The 19,352-nt window shown below is 70.6% G+C and carries 18 protein-coding genes; 6 read left to right on the top strand and 12 right to left on the bottom strand.

Annotated elements, in window-relative coordinates; genetic code table 11:
* Nucleotides 1-7 precede the first annotated feature (7 nt).
* Complete coding sequence (locus tag D7X32_RS45470; protein ID WP_158625703.1) at nucleotides 8-148, top strand: hypothetical protein; 141 nt, start codon at nucleotides 8-10, stop codon at nucleotides 146-148.
* 210 nt (nucleotides 149-358) lie between these two features.
* On the opposite strand, the gene D7X32_RS16915 is transcribed toward D7X32_RS45470, so the two are convergent.
* Nucleotides 359-1,981: an ABC-F family ATP-binding cassette domain-containing protein gene (locus D7X32_RS16915; RefSeq protein ID WP_120603583.1), complete on the bottom strand. Its 1,623-nt coding sequence runs from the start codon at nucleotides 1,979-1,981 to the stop codon at nucleotides 359-361.
* A 166-nt stretch (nucleotides 1,982-2,147) separates the two neighbouring features.
* The gene (locus tag D7X32_RS16920) at nucleotides 2,148-2,510 is read right to left on the bottom strand and encodes a cupin domain-containing protein (RefSeq protein ID WP_120523820.1); all 363 of its coding nucleotides are present in this window, start codon (nucleotides 2,508-2,510) and stop codon (nucleotides 2,148-2,150) included.
* 80 nt (nucleotides 2,511-2,590) lie between these two features.
* Here D7X32_RS16920 and D7X32_RS16925 point away from each other — a divergent pair, with 80 nt between their 5' ends.
* Entirely contained in the window at nucleotides 2,591-3,217 is a 627-nt protein-coding gene (locus D7X32_RS16925) for a phenylalanine--tRNA ligase beta subunit-related protein (protein WP_120603584.1), read from the top strand.
* A 6-nt stretch (nucleotides 3,218-3,223) separates the two neighbouring features.
* Here the strand turns inward: D7X32_RS16925 and D7X32_RS16930 are convergent, their stop codons facing one another.
* Nucleotides 3,224-3,718: a gluconokinase gene (locus D7X32_RS16930; RefSeq protein WP_120603597.1), complete on the bottom strand. Its 495-nt coding sequence runs from the start codon at nucleotides 3,716-3,718 to the stop codon at nucleotides 3,224-3,226.
* Between the two features lie 264 nt (nucleotides 3,719-3,982).
* On the opposite strand from D7X32_RS16930, the gene D7X32_RS16935 reads away from it, so the two are divergent.
* Nucleotides 3,983-4,744 carry a hypothetical protein gene (locus D7X32_RS16935; RefSeq protein WP_147450179.1) on the top strand — a complete coding sequence of 254 codons (762 nt, stop codon included), beginning with the start codon at nucleotides 3,983-3,985 and terminating at the stop codon, nucleotides 4,742-4,744.
* A gap of 4 nt (nucleotides 4,745-4,748) precedes the next feature.
* Here the strand turns inward: D7X32_RS16935 and D7X32_RS16940 are convergent, their stop codons facing one another.
* On the bottom strand, nucleotides 4,749-5,654 hold the full coding sequence (locus tag D7X32_RS16940) for a LysR family transcriptional regulator (RefSeq protein ID WP_120603586.1): 906 nt from the start codon (nucleotides 5,652-5,654) through the stop codon (nucleotides 4,749-4,751).
* Nucleotides 5,655-5,834: 180 nt separating this feature from the next.
* On the opposite strand from D7X32_RS16940, the gene D7X32_RS16945 reads away from it, so the two are divergent.
* Both D7X32_RS16945 and D7X32_RS16950 read left to right on the top strand, forming a co-directional pair.
* The gene (locus tag D7X32_RS16945) at nucleotides 5,835-6,695 is read left to right on the top strand and encodes an SDR family NAD(P)-dependent oxidoreductase (protein WP_120603587.1); all 861 of its coding nucleotides are present in this window, start codon (nucleotides 5,835-5,837) and stop codon (nucleotides 6,693-6,695) included.
* Between the two features lie 179 nt (nucleotides 6,696-6,874).
* Entirely contained in the window at nucleotides 6,875-7,861 is a 987-nt protein-coding gene (locus D7X32_RS16950) for an aldo/keto reductase (RefSeq protein ID WP_120603598.1), read from the top strand.
* Between the two features lie 8 nt (nucleotides 7,862-7,869).
* Here D7X32_RS16950 and D7X32_RS16955 read toward each other — a convergent pair whose 3' ends face one another.
* The 7 genes from D7X32_RS16955 to D7X32_RS16985 all read right to left on the bottom strand — a co-directional run bounded on the left by D7X32_RS16955 (nucleotide 7,870) and on the right by D7X32_RS16985 (nucleotide 16,713).
* Entirely contained in the window at nucleotides 7,870-9,978 is a 2,109-nt protein-coding gene (locus tag D7X32_RS16955) for a neutral/alkaline ceramidase (RefSeq protein WP_120603599.1), read from the bottom strand.
* 201 nt (nucleotides 9,979-10,179) lie between these two features.
* A complete protein-coding gene (locus D7X32_RS16960) occupies nucleotides 10,180-12,315 on the bottom strand; it encodes an ATP-binding protein (protein WP_244239048.1) in 2,136 nt (711 codons plus the stop codon).
* Between the two features lie 113 nt (nucleotides 12,316-12,428).
* Complete coding sequence (locus D7X32_RS16965; protein WP_120603588.1) at nucleotides 12,429-13,097, bottom strand: acyltransferase; 669 nt, start codon at nucleotides 13,095-13,097, stop codon at nucleotides 12,429-12,431.
* Between the two features lie 50 nt (nucleotides 13,098-13,147).
* Nucleotides 13,148-14,932: a histone deacetylase family protein gene (locus D7X32_RS16970; RefSeq protein ID WP_120603589.1), complete on the bottom strand. Its 1,785-nt coding sequence runs from the start codon at nucleotides 14,930-14,932 to the stop codon at nucleotides 13,148-13,150.
* Nucleotides 14,933-15,047: 115 nt separating this feature from the next.
* Nucleotides 15,048-15,776, bottom strand: coding sequence for a phosphatase PAP2 family protein (locus D7X32_RS16975; RefSeq protein WP_120603590.1), 729 nt, complete (start codon nucleotides 15,774-15,776; stop codon nucleotides 15,048-15,050).
* Between the two features lie 74 nt (nucleotides 15,777-15,850).
* Nucleotides 15,851-16,288 carry an ExbD/TolR family protein gene (locus D7X32_RS16980; RefSeq protein WP_120603591.1) on the bottom strand — a complete coding sequence of 146 codons (438 nt, stop codon included), beginning with the start codon at nucleotides 16,286-16,288 and terminating at the stop codon, nucleotides 15,851-15,853.
* Nucleotides 16,289-16,299: 11 nt separating this feature from the next.
* The gene (locus D7X32_RS16985) at nucleotides 16,300-16,713 is read right to left on the bottom strand and encodes an ExbD/TolR family protein (protein ID WP_120603592.1); all 414 of its coding nucleotides are present in this window, start codon (nucleotides 16,711-16,713) and stop codon (nucleotides 16,300-16,302) included.
* A 197-nt stretch (nucleotides 16,714-16,910) separates the two neighbouring features.
* On the opposite strand from D7X32_RS16985, the gene D7X32_RS16990 reads away from it, so the two are divergent.
* A complete protein-coding gene (locus tag D7X32_RS16990; RefSeq protein WP_120603593.1) occupies nucleotides 16,911-18,317 on the top strand; it encodes an NAD-dependent succinate-semialdehyde dehydrogenase in 1,407 nt (468 codons plus the stop codon).
* Nucleotides 18,318-18,326: 9 nt separating this feature from the next.
* Here D7X32_RS16990 and D7X32_RS16995 read toward each other — a convergent pair.
* On the bottom strand, nucleotides 18,327-19,352 hold a 1,026-nt coding region (locus tag D7X32_RS16995; RefSeq protein WP_120603594.1), incomplete at its 5' end, for a hypothetical protein.

Here is a 19,352-nt window from a genome sequence, read left to right on the forward strand (position 1 = left end):
ACAGGCCATGAAGACAGCCTTCCTGGATGAGGTTTTCAATGCCAACCCAGAGAACGCGCTGCCTTCTGATGACTGGCGCCATGAGACTCAGATCAATCATCAAATCAAAAACGGCAATATCAATGGGCAAGCCAGTCGCTTCGATTGAAATCGCAACCGAAGAAGGCACCCTCTACCTATTCCGCATGGGCGCCAACGGGGAACCCCTCGGCGACACATGGCACCCAAGCCTTGAGGAGGCCATGCGTCAGGCGAAGTTTGAGTTTTCAGTAGGCCCTGACGCCTGGGCGAAAGTCGAAGATTGAGCCCGACGGCGTTGTAGCCCAGAGCGCTCCCACGCCCTGGGCATCCATCCACGTCAGCTGCGCAGGCCCGGGGCTTCCTGGCCCGTGCGCGCGACGTACTCCGTGTAGCCGCCTCCGTACTTGTGGATGCCGTCCGGCGTCAGCTCCAGCACGCGGTTCGACAGCGCGCCCAGGAAGTGCCGGTCGTGGGACACGAACAACATCGTGCCCTCGTAGCGCGACAGCGCCGTGATCAGCATCTCCTTCGTGCCCATGTCCAGGTGGTTCGTGGGCTCGTCCAGCACCAGGAAGTTCGGCGGGTCGTAGAGCATCTGCGCCATCACCAGACGCGCCTTCTCTCCACCCGACAACACCCGGCACTTCTTCTCCACCTCGTCGCCGCTGAACCCGAAGCAGCCCGCCAGCGCCCTCAACGAGCCCTGCCCCGCCCGGGGGAACGCGTCCGACAGCTGCTCGAAGACCGTCTTCTCCCCGTCCAACAGGTCCATCGCGTGCTGCGCGAAGTAACCCATCTTCACGCTGCCGCCCAACGCCACCGTGCCGTCATCCGGCTGCGTCGTGCCCGTCACCAGCTTGAGCAACGTGGACTTGCCCGCGCCGTTCACGCCCATCACGCACCAGCGCTCCGCGCGGCGCACCAGGAAATCCAGGCCGTCGTAGATGGTCCGCTTGCCGTAGCCCTTGCTCACGTTCTTCAGGTTCACCACGTCGTCACCCGAACGCGGCGGCGGCTGGAACTCGAAGAGCACCGTGGAGCGGCGCTTCGGCGGCTCCACCTTCTCGATCTTCTCCAGCTTCTTCACCCGGCTCTGCACCTGCGCCGCGTGCGACGCGCGGGCCTTGAACCGCTCGATGAACTTGATCTCCTTCGCGAGCATCGCCTGCTGACGCTCGTACTGCGCCTGCTGCTGCGCTTCGTTCTGCGCGCGCTGGCCCTCGTAGAAGTCGTAGTTGCCCGAGTACGTCGTCAGCGAACCGCCGTCGATCTCCACCACCTTCGTCACGATGCGGTTCATGAACTCGCGATCGTGCGACGTCATCAGCAGGCCGCCCTCGTACCCCTTGAGGAAGCCCTCCAGCCAGATGAGCGACTCCAGGTCCAGGTGGTTGGAAGGCTCGTCCAGGAACATGGCGTCCGGCCGCATCAGCAGGATGCGGGAGAGCGCCACGCGCATCTTCCAGCCGCCCGACAGCTTGCCCACGTCGCCGTCCATCATCTCTTCGCTGAAGCCCAGGCCCGCGAGAATCTCCCGCGCGCGGCCCTCCAGCGCGTACCCGCCCAGCTCCTCGAACCGGCCCTGGACGATGCCGTAGCGCTCGACGAGCTTCTCCATGTTGTCCGCCTGGTCCGGATCCCCCATGTCGGCTTCCAGCTGCTTCATCTCCGCCGCGACGGTGCTCACCGGGCCCGCGCCGTCCATGACCTCGGACACCGCGCTGCGGCCGTTCATCTCACCGACGTCCTGGCTGAAGTAGCCAATGGTGACGCCGCGGTCGATGGAGACCTGTCCTTCGTCCGGATACTCCTGGCCGGTCATCATCCGGAACAGCGTCGTCTTGCCCGCGCCGTTCGGGCCCACCAGGCCCACCTTTTCGCCCTTGTGGAGCGCAGCAGACGCCTCCACGAAGAGGAGCTGCTGACCGTGTTGCTTGCCGATGTTGTCGAGACGGATCATGTGCGTACCGAAAAGGCCCGGGGAATCAGGCGGCGCGCCCTTATGCCACGAGCCGCCCGCCGGAGGGATGGTTCCGAACCCCCAACCGCCCCGGGTCCATCCACGCAGCCGGGCAGGCAGGCCCCCGCCCGGGATTCCGCCCGGCTTGGAACCTGGAACGTGAGGCTCAGGCGTCCCGGTGCACCGTGCCCGGGGAGAACGCCGGGGTGCAGATGGCCACGTACTCCGCGCCCTCCTCCTCGGGGGTGCTGTAGCGGACCCACTCGCCGGGTTCGCACACCACCGTCTGGCCGGCGTGCACGTCCATCACCCCGCCCTTGTGCTCCACCCGGAGCGTGCCCGCGAGCACCAGGGTGATTTCACGGAACTCGGGCGTCTGGCCCGGCTCCTCCCACCCGCCCGGGCTGCGCATGTGCGCCACGCTGATGTTGGACGTCTTGGAGGTCACCCGGCCGACGTACTCGTCGATGAGCTTCGGCTTGTTGCCCACCGCTGTCACACGGTTGGGCTTCGGGATGAGCGTGGGCATGCGGAAGGCTCCAGGTGCAGGGACCACGGGGGAAGCAGTAGCCGCCCCTACCCTACCAGCGCGTGGCGTAGAGTGCCGCCGTGCTGACCGTCGACAACCATCCCCTCCTCGACCTCATCGCCTTCACCTCCTCCTTCCCCGCTCCCCTGGGGGACCTGCCCGCGCCCGGCTGGCTCCAGGCCCTGCTCAAGCCCGGCGCCACCGCGCCCGTGCAGAGCGACGACGCCGTCCGGGGCGCCGTGCGCGACCTGCTCCGCCATGGCGGCTACAAGCCCACCGGCCGGGGCAAGCCCGCGTCCGAGTACCTGGTGCGCGCCTCCGGCGACGGCACCCTGGGCACCATCAACGCCGCGGTGGACGCGTGCAATGCCGTGTCGCTGCACAGCGGCCTGCCCATCAGCGTCGTGGACCTGGACCGCGCCCAGGCGCCGTTCCGCGTCTCCATCGCCATCCAGGGCGACCGCTACGTCTTCAACGCCTCCGGGCAGACCATCGACCTGGAGGGCCTGCTGTGCCTCTTCGACGCGCAGGGCCCGTGCGCCAACGCGGTGAAGGACGCCCAGCGCACCAAGACGGACGGCACCACGCGCCGCACCCTCACGCTGCTGTGGGGCACCCAGGAGCTGAGGGGCCACACCGAGCGCGCCTTCACCTGGTACCGCGAGCTGCTGGAGCGCCTGGGCGCCACCGTCGAGCCCGTGCGCTGAAAGGCACTACCGGGGCCGCAGCTGAAGCCCGTCCAGGATGCGCTTCACCACCACGTCCGGCGGCGGCGTCACGTCCACGGTGAACGCGTCCCTGGGCACCTCCAGCGTCTCCAGCTGGCTGGCCAGCAGCGACGCCGGCATGAAGTGCCCCAGGCGCTTCTCGAGCCGCTCGCGGATGACGGACGCGGGCGCGTGCAGGTACACCCAGCGCTCGCGCTCGGCGTCCACGGTGAGGCGCGCGCGGTAGAACTCCTTGAGGCCGGAGAACGCCAGCACCAGGTCCTCGTCCGCCTCCAGCGCCTTCTCCATCCGCGCGCGCAACAGCTCCAGCCAGGGCTGGCGGTCCACGTCCGTCAGCGGCGTGCCCGCGGCCATCTTCCGGCGGTTCTCCACCGAGTGCAGGTCGTCCGCGTCCACGAACGTCCACCCCAGCCGGTCCGCGAGCGTCCGGCCCACCGTGGACTTCCCGGTGCCTGACACGCCCATGACGATGACCACCATGCCGTTGCCGCCTCCCACGCTCGCGCCTGCTCCCTCATGCTGCGGCCTTCCCGCCCCGGACGCCACGCGAGAAGCACGGCCGGTGACGCACCGGACATCCCGGGATACCGGCGGGTGAGCGTCCGCTGCCCAACGCCCCCGCGCCCGAGCCCACCGTGCCTTCCACGTCGCGGCGGGGAACCGCTACCCTCCCGCGCCATCATGACTTCCGTGGGAGCACCCCCCGGCCGGACGCGCGTCCGGCTCTTCCTGTGCAGTGGCCTGTTGACCCTGCTGTCCCTCGCCGCCTGCCGTGACCCCGCCGCGGCGGCTGGCACCGCGCTCTTCGTCACCACCGAGTTCGAGCCCTCGCTCAACCTCAACCGGCTGCGCGTCTCCGCCACCGTGGCGGACGGCACCTCCGTGCCCACCAAGTTGCTGCCGGAGGACTCCAGCCGCGCGCTCCAGAGCGGCGAGACCTTCCGCGTCCTCCTGGACGGCGCCACCGACGGCTCCCAGGCCACCGTCCGCGTCGACGGCCTGCGCGACGACACCACCGTGGTCGCCACGGGCGAGGCCACCGCCAGCGTGCGCGACGGCTACGAGGTGGAGGTCACCGTGCGGCTGACCGCCTCGAACACCGGCACCTTCTGCGTGGACTGCCCGGACGGCTGCTGCCGTGACGGCGTGTGCACGTCACGCACCTTCCGCACCTGCGGCGTGGGCGGCGACACGTGCGAAATCTGCGACACGGTCCGCGCCGACACCTGCACCGACCGGGGCACCTGCGGCTGCGGCACCGGCCCTTCCTGCGGCCTCAACGCGAACTTCTGCTCCGGGGGCAGGTGCGTCTGCGGCCTCGGCAACGCCTGCGGCCCGGGCCTGGCGTGCATCAACAACTCCTGCAAATGCGACCCGTCCACCTGCAACGGCTGCTGCGAAGGAAACAGCTGCATCCCCGCACCCAACAAGAACCAGTGCGGCAAGGGCGGCGAGTCCTGCAAGAAGTGCGAGAAGCGCTGCAACCCGGACGGCACCTGCGACTGACGGCTCACCGTGCCTTCGCGGCCAGCTCCCGGGCCGTCTCGACGAAGAGGCGCAGCGGCCCGGAGCGCCGCGCACGGCTGGGGTAGTAGAGGAAGAAACCGGGGACGGTGGGCGCGTAGGCCTCCAGCACCCGCACGAGCCTCCCGCTGCGCAGCTGTTCCTGCACCTCCGGCTCGAAGGCGTACGTGAGCCCGGCGCCTGACTCGGCCAGGTACTTCATCACCGCGCCGTCGTTGGTGACGACGCCTCCGCGCACCGGCACGCGCCAGGTCCTGCGGCCCCGCTCCAGCTCCCAGGCATAGAGCGCCCCGGTCGTGTGTGAGCGGAAGGTGATGCACTCGTGGCGCAGGAGGTCCTCGGGCTTCTTGGGCGTCCCGTGGCGTTCGAGGTAGCGGGGCGCGCCCACCACCACGAAGCGGAAGGCGTCGGTGAGGCGCACCTGCACCATGTCCCGCTCGATGGCCTCGCTCAGCCGCACGCCCGCGTCGTAACCCTCCGCCACGATGTCCACGAAGCGCTGCTCGATGACGATCTCCACCTCCACCCTCGGGTGACGCTCGCGGAAGGTGGACAGCAGCGGGCCCACGACGAAGGGCACCGCCATGGGCGGCGCCGACAGCCGCAGGCTGCCCACCGCCTCGCCGGGCTGGGCGGCCACGTGGGTGAGGGCCGCCATGGCCTGCCCGAGTCCGGGGCCCGCCTCCTCCACGAGACGCCGGCCGGCTTCGGTCAGCGCCACGCTGCGCGTCGTCCGGTTGAGCAGCACCACGCGGAGCTGCTCCTCGAGCACCCGCACCGCCTTGCTGACGGCGGGCGTGGAGACCCCCAGCTCACGCGCCGCCCCGCTGAAGCTGCGCAGGCGCGCCACGGCGAGCAGCACGTGCAACTGAGGAAGGAGGGCCGTCTTCATGGCGCGAGTCCTCTGCGAAGTCAGGCGGGAGTGTCCACGCGTTCTTAACCAATGGTTAAGAGCCCATTGGCCTCCCGGCATCTAGTCCGGAGCGGAGCCGGGGCGTACTTCTTTCCCATCAGCTTGAAGCACTCGCCCCGTGCGCGGCCGCTCGCCGCCCGGGGCCACCGGAGGATCCTCATGAGCAAGGTCTGGTTTGTCACCGGCGCCAGCAGTGGCATCGGGGCGGGAGTCGTCAGGGCCGCACTGGAGGCAGGGGAGCGCGTCGTCGCCACGGCGCGCAACGTGGAGAAGCTGCGGTCCGCCATCGGCGAGCAGGCGGGTGACCGGCTCGCGTTCCTGCCGCTGGACGTCACGAAGGAAGAGCAGGCACAGCAGGCCGTCGCAGCCGCGGTCGAGAAGTTCGGGCGCATCGACGTGCTGGTCAACAACGCCGGGTACAGCCTCATCGGCAACCTCGAGTCGCTGACCTCGGCGCAGATCGAGCAGCAGTTCGCGACCAACTTCTACGGCGTGCTGTACGTGCTGCGCGCGGCGCTCCCCGTCATGCGGCGGCAGCGCTCCGGGCGCATCTTCAACGTGTCCTCGATGGCCGGCGTCATCGGCTATGCGACGGCGGGCGCCTATGCGGCGACGAAGTTCGCTGTCGAGGGACTCTCACTGTCGGTCGCCCAGGAGGTGGAGCGCTTCGGCATCAAGGTGACGGTCGTCGAGCCCGGCTTCTTCCGCACCGACCTGCTCGCCCCCCAGTCCGTCGTGTTCGGCGACCTCGCTGTCGAGGGCTATGACGCGCCGGCGGCCGTCAAGGCGCAGTGGCAGGGCTACCACCACAACCAGTCCGGTGACCCCGCGAAGCTCGGCAAGGCGCTCGTGCGGCTGGCCGGGATGGAGACGCCGCCGAAGCAGTTCTTCGCGGGGAGCGACGCGGTCAGCGGCATCGCCGCCGACCTCGAGGCGCGGCTCGCCGAGGTGCGGGCGCACAAGGACCTGTCGGTTTCGACGGACGGCGACTTCCAGGGCCCGGCCGGGAGCCCTTCATGAAGAAGAACGAACAGACACCCGAAGCGGGCACGAAGGACCGGCGGGGTCTCAGCCGCCGCGACCTCCTGGCCAGCACGGCCCTCATCGGAGCAGGCGCGGTGGCCGGAACGTGGGCGTGCGCCACGCCATCGGAGCAGCCCAGGGACACCCATAGGAACCTCCGCGGAGGGAGCGGCATGATGAAGACACGGAAGCTGGGAAGCCTGGTGGTCTCGGAGCTGGGGCACGGGTGCATGAGCATCAGCGCCAACTACGGTCCCCCCGCGGACCGGAACCAGGGCATCCAGGTCATCCGGACGGCCCATGAGCAGGGCGTCACGTTCTTCGACACCGCCGAGGTCTACGGTCCGTACACGAACGAGGAGCTCGTCGGAGAAGCGCTCGCGCCCATCCGCGATCAGGTCGTCATCGCGACCAAGTTCGGCTTCAACCTCGAGGGCCCTCCGGGCCTGAACAGCCGGCCCGAGCACATCCAGAAGGTGGTCGAGGGTTCGCTGAAGCGCCTCAAGACGGACCGCATCGACCTCTACTACCAGCACCGCGTCGACCCCAACGTGCCCATCGAGGACGTGGCGGGCGCGGTGAAGCAGCTGATCGCCCAGGGCAAGGTCCTGCACTTCGGCCTCTCCGAGGCGAGTGCGCGGACCATCCGCCGGGCGCATGCCGTTCAACCGGTCACGGCCGTCCAGACCGAGTACTCGTTCATGGAGCGGGACGCGGAGAAGAACGGCGTCCTCGCGGTGTGCGAAGCGCTGGGAATCGGCTTCGTGCCGTGGGGACCGGTGGGGATGGGGTTCCTGAGCGGGAAGCTCGACGCCAGCGCGAGGCTCGACCCGAAGACGGACCTTCGCTCTGGCTTCACGCGCTTCACCCCCGAGAACCTGGCCGCGAACGCGCCCATCGTCGAGGCGCTCCGGAGCGTTGCCGCGAAGAAGGGCGCAACGCCCGCGCAGCTCGCACTCGCGTGGCTGCTGTCGCGGAAGCCGTGGATCGTTCCCATCCCGGGGACGCGCAACCCGGTGCACCTCGAGGAGAACCTGGGGGCCCGCCACCTCCAGCTGACGCCCGCGGAGCTTCGCGAGTTGGAGACCGCCTTCTCCCAGCTCACGGTGCACGGCGGCCGGATGAACCCGATGCAGATGGACGTGGTCGACACGTCGAAGTGACCGGCCGCCTACCGCACGGTGAACGGGCGCGAGTTCCCTGAGTACGGGTGCACGCGCCCGTCCCAGCCGGACTTCCAGTTCCCTTCGTGCACCAGCCGGTAGGTGCCCGGTGGCGTGTCGCGCGGGATGGGCCAGTCGATTCTCACCAGCGAGCACGCGAGCGTGGGCACGCAGTACTCGCGCTGCCAGTGGTACAGCGCGCCCCCCTCCCCGTCGTGCTGCACGTCCCGCCACACACCGTCCGACTGCCGCCGCTGCACCCGCAGGTAGGTGCCGCCCAGCTTCAGGTCATTGCGCGGATGGCCGCCCCAGAAGGTGACGCTCGCCGTTTCGCCCCGCGCGTACGACGCCTTCGCCTCCTCCGCGACGGCGCCGAAGTCCACCCACAGCAGCTTGTCGTCGAACACCACGCCGGGCTGTAGCCCCACCACCGCCTTGCGCAGGTCGCGCGGCGTGGGCCCCGGCGGCACGGACGCCCCGTCGCGCAGCGCGCTCGCGAGCCCCGCGAAGGACTGTTGCAGCGCCGCCAGCGTCCACGGGCCGAAGTGCGTGGACGCGCCTTCATAGTCCTGGCGCGCGTACTCCTCGCGCGTGGCCACGTAGCCCGAGTAGTCATTGGCCGGCCCCGCGATGATCACGTCCGTCACGCCCGCGCCTTGGAGCTGCGCGCGCACCGTGTCGCGCAGCCGCCGGCCCGCCATGGTGGTCACCTCGAAGGGCACCGCCACCAGCGCCAGCGGCCCCACCGTCACCAATTGCAGGGGCAGCACCTCCGGGGACCATGGGTAGGGCTTCATGGAGCCCATCTCCAGGACGATGGGCTTCTCTCCCTGGCAGGGCGTGGTGACGGCGGCGCAGGTGAACTGGCTCCACGCGTCGTGCACGGACTCGCACGTGGCGCCTTCCGCGCCGAAGCCGGGACCGTCCTCCGCGCCCGCGATCATCGACAGGCCGATGGCCGCCGGGCAGGTGCGGTGCGCGCTGCCATCCGCGAACGCGGGCGCGACGTCCACCGCGTCCATCTTCACGTAGGCGTGCCGGTAGTCCACGCCGCCCATCACGGGCATGGCGGCGGTGGCCCACAGGTGCGCGGCGAAGTCGTACTGCTTCTTCGCGGCCAGCTCCGCGTCCTCGAAGTCGTTCGCGCCGCCGCCGTTCGTGCCCCCCAGGATGTTGGGCGTGACGTCCCCCTCGTTCGAGTTCGCGAACGCGGCGACGAAGGTGTCCGGGCCTCCAGGCGTCAGCCCGCCCTCCTTCGTCTCGAACGCGTGCGATGCGAGCCCCTTGTTGTCCCCGCTGATGTACGTGTTGGTGTTGCCGAAGGACGTGGCGTGCACCGCGAACCAGTTGACGAGCCCCAGCTCACGCCCGTCCGCTCCCGTCATCCGCAGCAGCGTCATGCGGGTGTCCACGTTGTCGGGATAGCGGGCGCGCTCGGACTCGGGGTTGCGCAGGTAGGCGTCCGGCGAGCGGTTGGCGCTGGCGCCATGCAGGTCGCCCGAGGACAGCCGCAGCGAGCCCTCGGCCAGGCGGGCGTTGGCGCGCACGATGGAGTCCGTGATGCCGGAGACGATGGCCTCGAAGTTCTGGGGCACGAAGCCGAAGGTGGTCAGGTTGTAGAGCGTGTAGTGGCTGAAGCCGCCCGGCCCGGAGTGCGTGTGCGTGGCGCTGAGCAGCACGTTGTCGTCGGAGAACGTGTCGCCCAGCTTCGTGCGCAGCCGCTCCACCACCTGCTGCTTCACCGCCTGGAACACCATGCCCAGGTCCGCGCTGACGAAGGCCACGCGGCGGCCGTTGCACGGCGAGGCGATGACGAACGCCCGCGAGTACAGCCGCAGGTGGATGCCCTCCGTCTTCTGCGCCACCTGCCCGTAGCCCATCATCCCCACCTCCGCCGCGGGGCCGGTGATGTCCGAGCGCGCCGCGCCGATGAGGAAGTTCGCGGAGCCCGCGCACGCGTTCGCCGGAGCCTGCGGTGAAGCCCCTGCCAGAGCCTCGGCCGGAGCCTCCGCCGCGTCCGCCGTGGACAGCCTGGACCTGGCGCCCGGGCCCAGCGCCAGCACGCTGCCCAACAGCAGCCCGAGCACCGGGGCAAGGCGAGCGGTCAGCGTGCGCATGGCGTCCTCCACGTCCTCCGGAGCAGAAGGGCCGGCGGCCGGAAACCCCATCGTGTCGCCATCGCTTCCGCGAAGGCAGCGCACGCGAGGGCAGGCCGTCCGGCGCTCCACATTCGAACACGGGAGCGCGGCGGGTTCAGTCCATTTCGCGGCAGCGGACGGGCGGCCCGCTCCCCCGCACGGACGCGGGATGTGGGTGTCTCAGGCTACGGGTGCGGCCCGCACGGCGGCGTGCAGGCTGACGCGGAAGGTGGCGCCGTGGCCGGGCGTGGACTCCGCCGCGATGCTGCCGCCCAGCGCGCGCACGATGGTGTCGCAGATGGACAGGCCCAGGCCGGTGCCTTGGCCCGGCGCCTTGGTGGTGAAGAAGGGGTCGAAGATGCGGCGCAGGAGCTCCGGCGCGATGCCCCGGCCCGTGTCGCGCACGTCCACCACGATGCGGCCGTCGTCGTCCACGCGGGTGATGAGGCGGATCTCGTGCTCGTCCGTGAAGCCTTCCGGAATCGCGTGCGCGGCGTTGATGACCAGGTTGAGGAACACCTGGAACAACTTGCCCTCGTTGGCGCGCACCGTCGGCACGGAGCCGTACTGCTTCACCAGCCGGGCGCGCGGCCGGATCTCACTCGCCGCCATCTGCGCGACGGAGTCCAGCACGCGGTGCAGGTCCACCGCCTCCTCGTGCGCGTCGTCCACGCGGGAGAAGACCTTGAGCTGGCGGACGATCTGCCGCATCCGCTCGGAACCCTCGCGCGCGTCGTCCAGCACCTGCTGGTACTCCAGCAGCTCCTCGGCGCCCAGGGGCCGGGGCATGGGGCCCAGCGCGCGGTGCAGGAACTCCAGGTTGGAGAGCACGTAGGACAGCGGGTTGTTCAGTTCGTGCGCGATGCCCGCGGCCAGCATGCCCATGGAGGCCAGCCGGTCCCCCAACATGAGCTGCGCCTGCATGTGCTTGCGCTCGGTGAAGTCGCGCGCCACCGTCACGCGCGCGGGCACGCCGTCGAAGAGCACGCCCAGCGTCACCAGGTCCGCGCTCACCACCTGCCCGTCGCGGCGCACCAGCGGCACTTCATGCGAGCGGGCCGCCAGCGCCCCGTCCTGCGCCTCCTCCAGGTGGCGGCGCGCCACCTCCTGGTCCTCGCGGCGCACCAGGCCCAGCAGGTGCCGGCCCAAGAGCTCCGCCGGATCCTGATAGCCCAGGTAGTTGGCCATGGCCGGGTTCACCGACAGGAGCATGCCGTCCGTCGTGTGCACCACCACGGGGTCCGGGAAGCCTTCGATGAGCAGGTGGAAGCCCGCTTCCGTGCGGCGCAGCGCCGTCTCCGTGCGCACGCGCAGCGCGTCCGTGGTGTGCTGCTCCAGCGCCAGTGACAACGCGCCGGCCGCGCCGGAGAGCAGCTTCACCTCCACGTGCGACCAGGGCCGCGCGTCGTCGCAGTTGTCGAAGCCGATGAAGCCGAACGGCTCCCCGTGCACCACCAGGGGCAGCACCAGCAGCGAGCGGATGCCCTGCGCCAGCAGCACCGGCGCGTTGTCCGAGCCAAAGTCCTCCGGCGAGCCCTGCACGGCCTCGCCCCGGTGGAGCTGCTCCAGCTGGTGCAGTTCGAAGGCTTGATCCACGGGCCACGCCTGCGTGTCCGGGTTGTCCAATTCGCGCGAGACACCGGGCGCGCACCACTCCGCGCGCTGGGACTGGAGCATCCGTCCGGAGGCGTCGCGGTGGAACTCGAAGACGTAGGCGCGGCTGGCGCCCGCGACGCGGCCCAGCGGCTCCAGGATGGAGTTGTACAAATCCCCGGAGGTCTCTGGCGCGAGCAGCCGCCGCTGCACCTCCACCATCGCGCCCAGGTAGCGCTCGCGCGTGGCGGCGGCTTCCTCCGCCAGACGGCGCGGGGTGACATCCACCAGCGTGCCCAGCACGCCGCCCAGGTGCTCCGGGTCCCCCGTCGCGGACAGCTCCACCCAGCGCGGCTGCGTGCCACCCGACAGCCGCAGCTCCAGCCGCGTGGGCACGTCCGTGCGGGAGAGCGCCGTGCGCAGGAGCGCGCGCGCCTGGTCGCGGTCCTCCGGGTGGAACAGCTCCACCAACGCCCGGCCCGTCCACGCGTGCACGGGCGCGCCGACCAGGCGCTCCCAGGCGGGGCTCGCCAGGATGAGCCGGCCCGCGACGTCCAGTTCGAAGAGCACCTCGCGCAGGAGCGAGCCCGCCCGCTGGAAGCGACGGGTGTCCACGAGGTCGCTCGCCACGGCTGACTGCCCTGAAGCAGCGGCGCTCCCCGTCTCGCGTTGCTCCTGCGACACCGCGGCCTCCTTCATCACGAATGAAACGGACTGAGCCATGAACGCGAGGACCCCCCACCCGGTGCGTCCGGGGCCGAGCCCTCTCTCCGTCTCACCGCGGCCTGAAGCATAAGTCGCTCGAATGTTTCAAAGTCAATGGACCCACCCGGGACTCAGGGGTTTCCCTCGGAGTCTGGAGGCTCCCAGCCCCCGGGGATTCCGGAACGTGGGCGTTGACGGCGGTCTCCGAGCAGGCGGGCAGGCACCCCTCCGACAATGGCCCACGGGGGCACGTCGCGGGTGACCACCGCGCCCATTCCAATCACCGCGTGGTCGCCCACGGTGACACCGTCGGTGATGCCCGCGTTGGCGCTCACCCAGACATCCTGGCCGATCACGATGCCCTTGGACGTGACGGGCTGGTCGCGCACGGGGCGGTCCGGCGCGAGGCCGTGGTCGAAGGCGTAGAGCGTGGCGCCGGTGGCGATGCGGCTGCCCTCGCCGATGCGGATGCCGCTCGCGCCGCCGTCCAGGCTGACGCGCGCGTTGAGGCTGACGCGCGGCCCCAGCACCACCGGCCCGTGCACGAAGGCGTCCGCGCCGATGCTGCACCCCGGCCCGATGCGCACGGTGCGGCCGGGCTCGGCGAAGATGCGCGCCTCCGGAGCGATGAAACATCCTTCCGCGATGTCGACGGTTTCGAGCGCGCGCAGGCGGTCCTGCACCTCGCGCTGCCAGGCCTCCGCCCACTCACGGTGGCGAGGCTTGAGGCTGAAGTAGAGCCACGGCATCCACGACAGCCGCAGCTTGTGCTGTTCACGGCGTTGCGCTTCCAGGTCCACGCGTCCTGACTACCACGGGCCCGGCGTCCACCGGGCTCCGGCACTCCGGGTCACAGGGGCTCTGGCTTCACGGACGGCGCCTCGGCGGGCTCCACGGTGAAGCGGCAGCGTTCGCGCTCCTGGGCCACGGCCTCCGCGTCCAGGGGCACGGGCGTCAGGCGGCAGAGCATGTCGTCCGGCTCCCACGCGTACGGCTGGCCGTCCAGGCGCACGCGCCCTTCGGCCACGGCGCGCGTGGCCTCCACGAGCGACAGCGCGGACAGGTCGCGCATCAGCGCCTCGAAGCGGCCCTGGCGCTCCGGGGTGGAGAAGTGGAAGCGGCCGCGCGCGACGACGGCCAGGTGGAACCACATGGGCCGGAAGGCCACGCCCGCGAGCCCCAGGCGCTGGGCCATGGTGAGCAGCAGCTCCGTCGTCTCGCGCGAAAGGCCCAGGCCGGGCACCTGCTGGCCGGGCAGCTGCGGGCGCTTGTCGCTGAAGCGCGCGCGGGGGTGGCGCAGGGACAGCCAGTTGGCGAAGAGGAAGGTCTCGCCCTGGAGGACCTTCTTCTCCAGCACGGAGTCCGACAGCAGGTGTTCGCGGCCGCCCGCGTGGCCCAGCACCATGATGCGGTCGCCGGTGCCGCCGGTGGAGTTCACCTGCACGCGCAGGCGGCTGTAGCCCAGGCGCTCCACGTACGACAGCATGCCGTAGCGGAAGAGGGCGTACTCGATGCCCTGCGCGGTGTAGTGGCCCAGCACGCGCGGCTGCACCTCCGGCCCCAGCCGCAGCGGGCCCTCCAGGTCCTCCAGCGAGAAGGGCTCCCAGTCCGGCGTCATCCCGGCGGTGTTCGACTTCTCCGGATCCAACATGTGGGCGATGCGCTGGAAGCGCGCGCTCAACGGATCATAGCGCGCGGTGATGCGCTGGTGGCCCAGCCCCGCGAGCCCCAGCACGGTGCCCGCGAACAGCTTCCAGGATTCGGCGTGGTAGCCACCGCCGGGCAGCCACACGCTGGCCTGGCCCCGCAGCGCGGCGGCGATGGCCACGTCGCGCGCGCGCGCGCCCTGGAGCGTGATGCCCACGCGTCCGAAGCGATCCCCGGACAGCACGTCCCCGCCAGCGATGACGAAGGTGATGTCCGAATGGGGCATGCGCGCGAGCAGGTCCTTCACCTTCTGCACGTAGGTGATGTCGTCGCAGCCGTCGGGCACGCGGGTCTCATCCACGCCGGGGGGCAGCACGCCCCAGTCGCTGCCGGACACGGAGCCGATCCACACCTTCGGCTGGCCGGCGAGGCAGGCGGCGGTGCCGTCTGGCGGGTGCGCGTCCAGGTCCAGCACGGCCACGGAGCCGTCGAAGCCGGAGGCGCGCAGGTCCGCCACGGCCACGGCGATGTCGTTGACGGTGCAGAAGCCGCCACCCTTGTCCGGGCGTGCGTGGTGGAAGCCGCCGGCCATGTTGACCACGGGCCCCTGCCGCGCGAGCGCCAACCGGGCCGCTCCGAGCGTGCCTCCGCACACGAGCCGCACGCTGTCCAGGAGCGCGTCCACGGGGACTTCGGACGGGTCGGTGGCGTAGATGCGCGCGAGGGTCTCGGGGTCGGAGAGGGACTCCAGGTAGCGGGCGTCGTGCACGCGCGCGAGCTGGGCGTAGGACACGGGCACGGGGTGGCGGACGTCCGCGGCGCGCACCACGCCGGACTCCAGCAGGTACCAGGTGGTGAAGTCGGTGCCGCGCGGCTCGATGCCCACGGAGGACTCGATGCCGGAGAGGGGCAGGCGGTAGGCCTCGTCGTAGAAGACGTGAACCCGGCCGCGTCCCAGCCCCAGCTTCCACAGCCACGCCTGGATCATCCGCGCCTCGCGTGCGGCAGGGGACGGCGGGCGTTCACGGAGGTGAGGGGCAAGGGAGGTGGGGAGGAAGGAGTGGAGCCCCCTTCATCCTGCGAGGGGGCCGTGGGCGCAAGGCTCATTCCACGGGACGTTGGGCCTCCTCACGGAGGGCGGGGCTGCGGCGGCGCACGAAGCGCGCGGCGACGGTGACGAACAGGGCCCACGCGAGCCCGGCCACCCAACCGCCGAGCACGTCCGTCGGGTAGTGCACGCCCAGGTACACGCGGGTGCAGCCCACGAGGACGGAGAGGATGAGCGCCACGGTGAGGAGATAGACCTTCACGCGGCGGTGTTCCGCGAACTGGGCCAGGAGCGCGCCCAGCGTGAGGTAGGTGATGGCGGACAGCATGGCGTGGCCGCTGGGGAAGCTGGTGGACAGGGTCTCGGTGAGGTGGGGCACCACCGAGGGGCGCGGGCGGTGGAACAGGTTCTTGAGCAACGCGTTGAGGATCCACCCACCGACGATGGAGGACAGGACGAAGAGGCTGGTGCGGTAGCGGCGGGCCACCAGCAGGAAGCCGCACACGGCCACGGTGAGGAACGACAGCACGGGGAAGCCGCCCAGGGACGTCACGTCGCGAGCGGTCTCCGCGAGCCACCAGGGGCCTCGCGGGAGCGCGGGGTCTTCCGGGCGGCGCAGGGAGCGGACGATGCGCTCGTCGATGTCCTGCGTTTCCCCTTCATGGACCTCGTCCGACAGGTAGACGAAGCCCAGGACGCACGCGGCCACGAGCAACAGCAACCCCAGGGGCCGCGTCACCATCACGTCCCAACCCGACAACCACCGCCGCAGCCCTCGTAACATGGCCGTGACTTAGGTCAGCGGGTGCGGGCTGGCCACGGGCAATTCGCGGCGAGTGTCGGACAGGCTCCAGGTGCTCAGGGGTGTTCCACGGACAGGCCCAGCGCTTCGGCACCGGCGGCCTTCGCTCCGTCGAGGGCCGCGACCAGCCGCGTGTACGGGGCACGGGCATCCGGCTGGAAGAACAGACCGCGCTGTCCCGGGGGACGGGCTTCGAGGAAGGCCCGCAGGCGCGGCACGTAGTCCGCTTCGCTCACGGGCTCGCCGTCCAGGAGGAGCGCGCCGTCCGCGGTGAGGCGCACGAGGCCTGGGGCCAGCTCTTTCGACGTTGGGGCCTCTTCGGTCGGGGCGGCCTGGGCGGCGGGGAGCTGAAGTTGGAACTCGCCGCGCATGAGCGGGGTCACGACCATGAAGATGATCAGCAGGACGAGGACCACGTCCACGAGCGGCGTGACGTTGATGTCCGATTGAATACCGGACTGGGGCTTCACCACGACGGGGCGTCTTGGGTGCATGGCGGTCCTCCTCAGTTCTTCTTCATGGAGACACCGAGGGACACCTTCAGCGCACCGGCATCCCGCGACTGTTGCAGCACGCCGAGCACGTCGCCACAGGTCAGCGTCTCATCGGCCTTGAGGAGCAGCTTGCGTTCGGGCTGGTCACGCAGCTCTTGCTGGACGCGCGCCTGGAAGCGGGCGGCGTCCGGGAAGGCGTCCTTGCCGACGTACAGCGCCTTGTCGGCGGTGAGGGAGAAGACGAGCGGTTCGGGCTTGTCGCGCTGTTCGCCCTGCGCGGCGGTGGGCAGGGTGACGTCCTTGCCCTGTTGGGACATCGGCGTCACGACCATGAAGATGATCAGCAGCACCAGCACCACGTCGACCAACGGCGTGACGTTGATGTCCGCCTTCACTCCGCCCCTGCCTCCCACGGCCATTCCCATGCACAGCCTCCCAGCGAGTCGGACACCATGGGACCACGGGCCGGGGAAGGCGTTGGCCTTGGGCAGTCGGTGGTTCGGTCATGGTTCAGTCACGCAGGCCGGGCGTACGCCCCTGGACGCTCCAACCCTTGAGGCATTGTCAGGGGGATGTGGCCTGTTATCACCCGGGGACGTTCGCACCCGGGAGGCACCCGCACATGGCCATCGCCACCATCAGCCCCACCACGGGCAAGACGCTGCGCACCTTCGAGGTGCTCTCCTCCGAAGAGCTGGAGCGCAAGCTGCAACGGGCCGCGGACACGTTCCGCTCCTACCGCGAGACATCCTTCGCCGACCGCGCCCGCTGGATGCGCCGCGCCGCGGAGATCCTCGAGGTCGAGGCCGGCCGCTTCGGCCGCATGATGACGGAGGAGATGGGCAAACCCCTGGAGGCCGCCAAGGCGGAGTCCATCAAGAGCGCCACCGCGTGCCGCTACTACGTCACCCGCGCGGAGAAGCTCCTGCGCGACTCGCCCATCGACGTGGATGGCGACACCGCCTTCGTGCGCTACCAGCCCCTGGGCCCTGTCCTCGCCATCATGCCGTGGAACTTCCCCTTCTGGCAGGTCGTGCGCTTCGCCGCCCCCGCGCTCATGGCCGGCAACGTGGGCCTCCTCAAACACGCCAGCAACGTGCCTCAGTGCGCCATCGCCCTGGAGGAGATCTTCCGCACCGCCGGCTTCCCCGAAGGCGCCTTCCAATCCCTGTTCATCGAAACGTCGGAGGTGAACCGCGTCATCGAGGATCCGCGCGTGAAGGCCGTCACCCTCACCGGCAGCGAGGGCGCCGGCCGCGCTGTCGGCGCCGCCGCGGGCCGGGCCATCAAGAAGGTCGTCCTGGAGCTGGGCGGCAGCGACCCGTTCATCGTCATGCCCAGCGCGGACCTGGACAAGGCCGTGCACACCGCCGTGTCCGCGCGCCTCATCAACAACGGCCAGTCCTGCATCGCCGCCAAGCGCTTCATCGTCGCCGAACCCATTGCCCAGGAGTTCGAACGCCGCTTCGTGGAGCGCATGAAGACCATGGTGGTCGGCGACCCCATGGACCCCAAGACGGACGTGGGACCGCTCGCCACGCCGGGCATCCTCGAAGGTCTGCACGCCCAGGTGCAGGAGAGCGTGAAGGCCGGCACCCGGCTCCTCCTGGGCGGCAAGCCCCAGGGCGGCCCCGGCAACTTCTACCCGCCCACCGTCCTGGCGGATCCGCCGCCAAAGGCCCCCGCCTTCCATGACGAGCTCTTCGGCCCCGTGGCCACGCTGCTGCGCGCCCGTGACCTGGAGCACGCCATCGAGCTGGCCAACGCGACGCCCTTCGGCCTGGGCGCGAGCGTGTGGACGCAGGACGCGAACGAGCAGCGCCGGCTCATCGACGGCATCGAGGCCGGCATGGTGTTCGTCAACGCGCTCGTCGCGTCCGACGCGCGCCTGCCCTTCGGCGGCGTGAAGCACTCCGGTCACGGCCGCGAGCTGGCCGACCTGGGCATCCGCGAGTTCGTCAACGCGAAGACCGTCCGCATCACCGGCGCGTCCGGCGCACCGCCGCCGTCGAAGCACGCGGGCGAATAGCCCCGCCCTTCAGCGCGTGCGCACCCGGCCATCCATGGGCGCGCCGTGCACCTCTTCCAGCGCGGACGTCACGGCGTCCACCTCCGCGCCCAGCTGCTCCACGCTGTGGCGCAGGCCCGCGCCGGCCACGTCCGCGTCCGCGGCGTCCGCCGAGCGCACCCGCAGCACCTGGGCGTAGAGGTTCTCCAGCGTGTACGCCAGCCGCGTGAACTCGGCCTCCAGCCGGTCCGCCGCCTTGGTCAGCTCCGCGCGCTGGCGCACCTGCTCATCCAGCACCTGCAACGCCGCGCGCAGCCGGTCGCGCACCACCACGTCCTCTTCCGCGGCCCAGCGCGTCTCCAGCTTCTTGCGCTCGTCCGCCAGCCGCTGCACGTCCTCCGGCGGCGCCACCGTGCGCAGCTCGCGCTCCCGGCGGACGAGCTCGTGGCAGCTCTTGCGCAGGTCCTGCACGGTGCGCTCCGGCGAGCGCACCATCTCCTGCAACACGCCCTTCCCCGCGCGCAGCTCCGCCAGCAGCTTCTCGCAGACGGCATCCACGCGCGTCAGGCGCGGATCCACCGGCGCCTCCGGCACCTTCGCCTGGGGCAGCACCGGCGCGGACGGCTCCTCCACGCGCGTCAGCAGCGGGTTGTTGGCCGGGCGCAGGTGCTTCGCCGCGCCCTTGAAGAACCCGAGCGCCACGAACACGAGCCACCAGTACTGGTGCGGCAGCCGCACCACCGTGACCACGCACGCCAGCGCGACAATGAGCTGCCCCACGCCCACCAGCGGGTTGCGCGAGGCCTCCTCCCGCGCTGCCTTCTCCGCGCGCTTCGCGTCCCGGTGCGCCTGCTGCTGGGAGATGTACGCGTCTCGCTTGGACTGCCGCTCCGCGCGGCGCAGGGCGTCCTTCGACTCGCGCTCCCACTGCTTCTCCCACCGCTGGCGCTCCCGCTCCGCGCCGCGCTCCCACTCCCGTTCCCAGCGGTCGCGCTCCTTCTCGGTGGGCAGGCGGCCCATCCGGCGCACCCACCCCTCCAGGGCCGCGTCCTTGCG

This window comes from Corallococcus carmarthensis (genome assembly GCF_003611695.1).
Classification (GTDB): Bacteria; Myxococcota; Myxococcia; order Myxococcales; family Myxococcaceae; genus Corallococcus; species Corallococcus carmarthensis.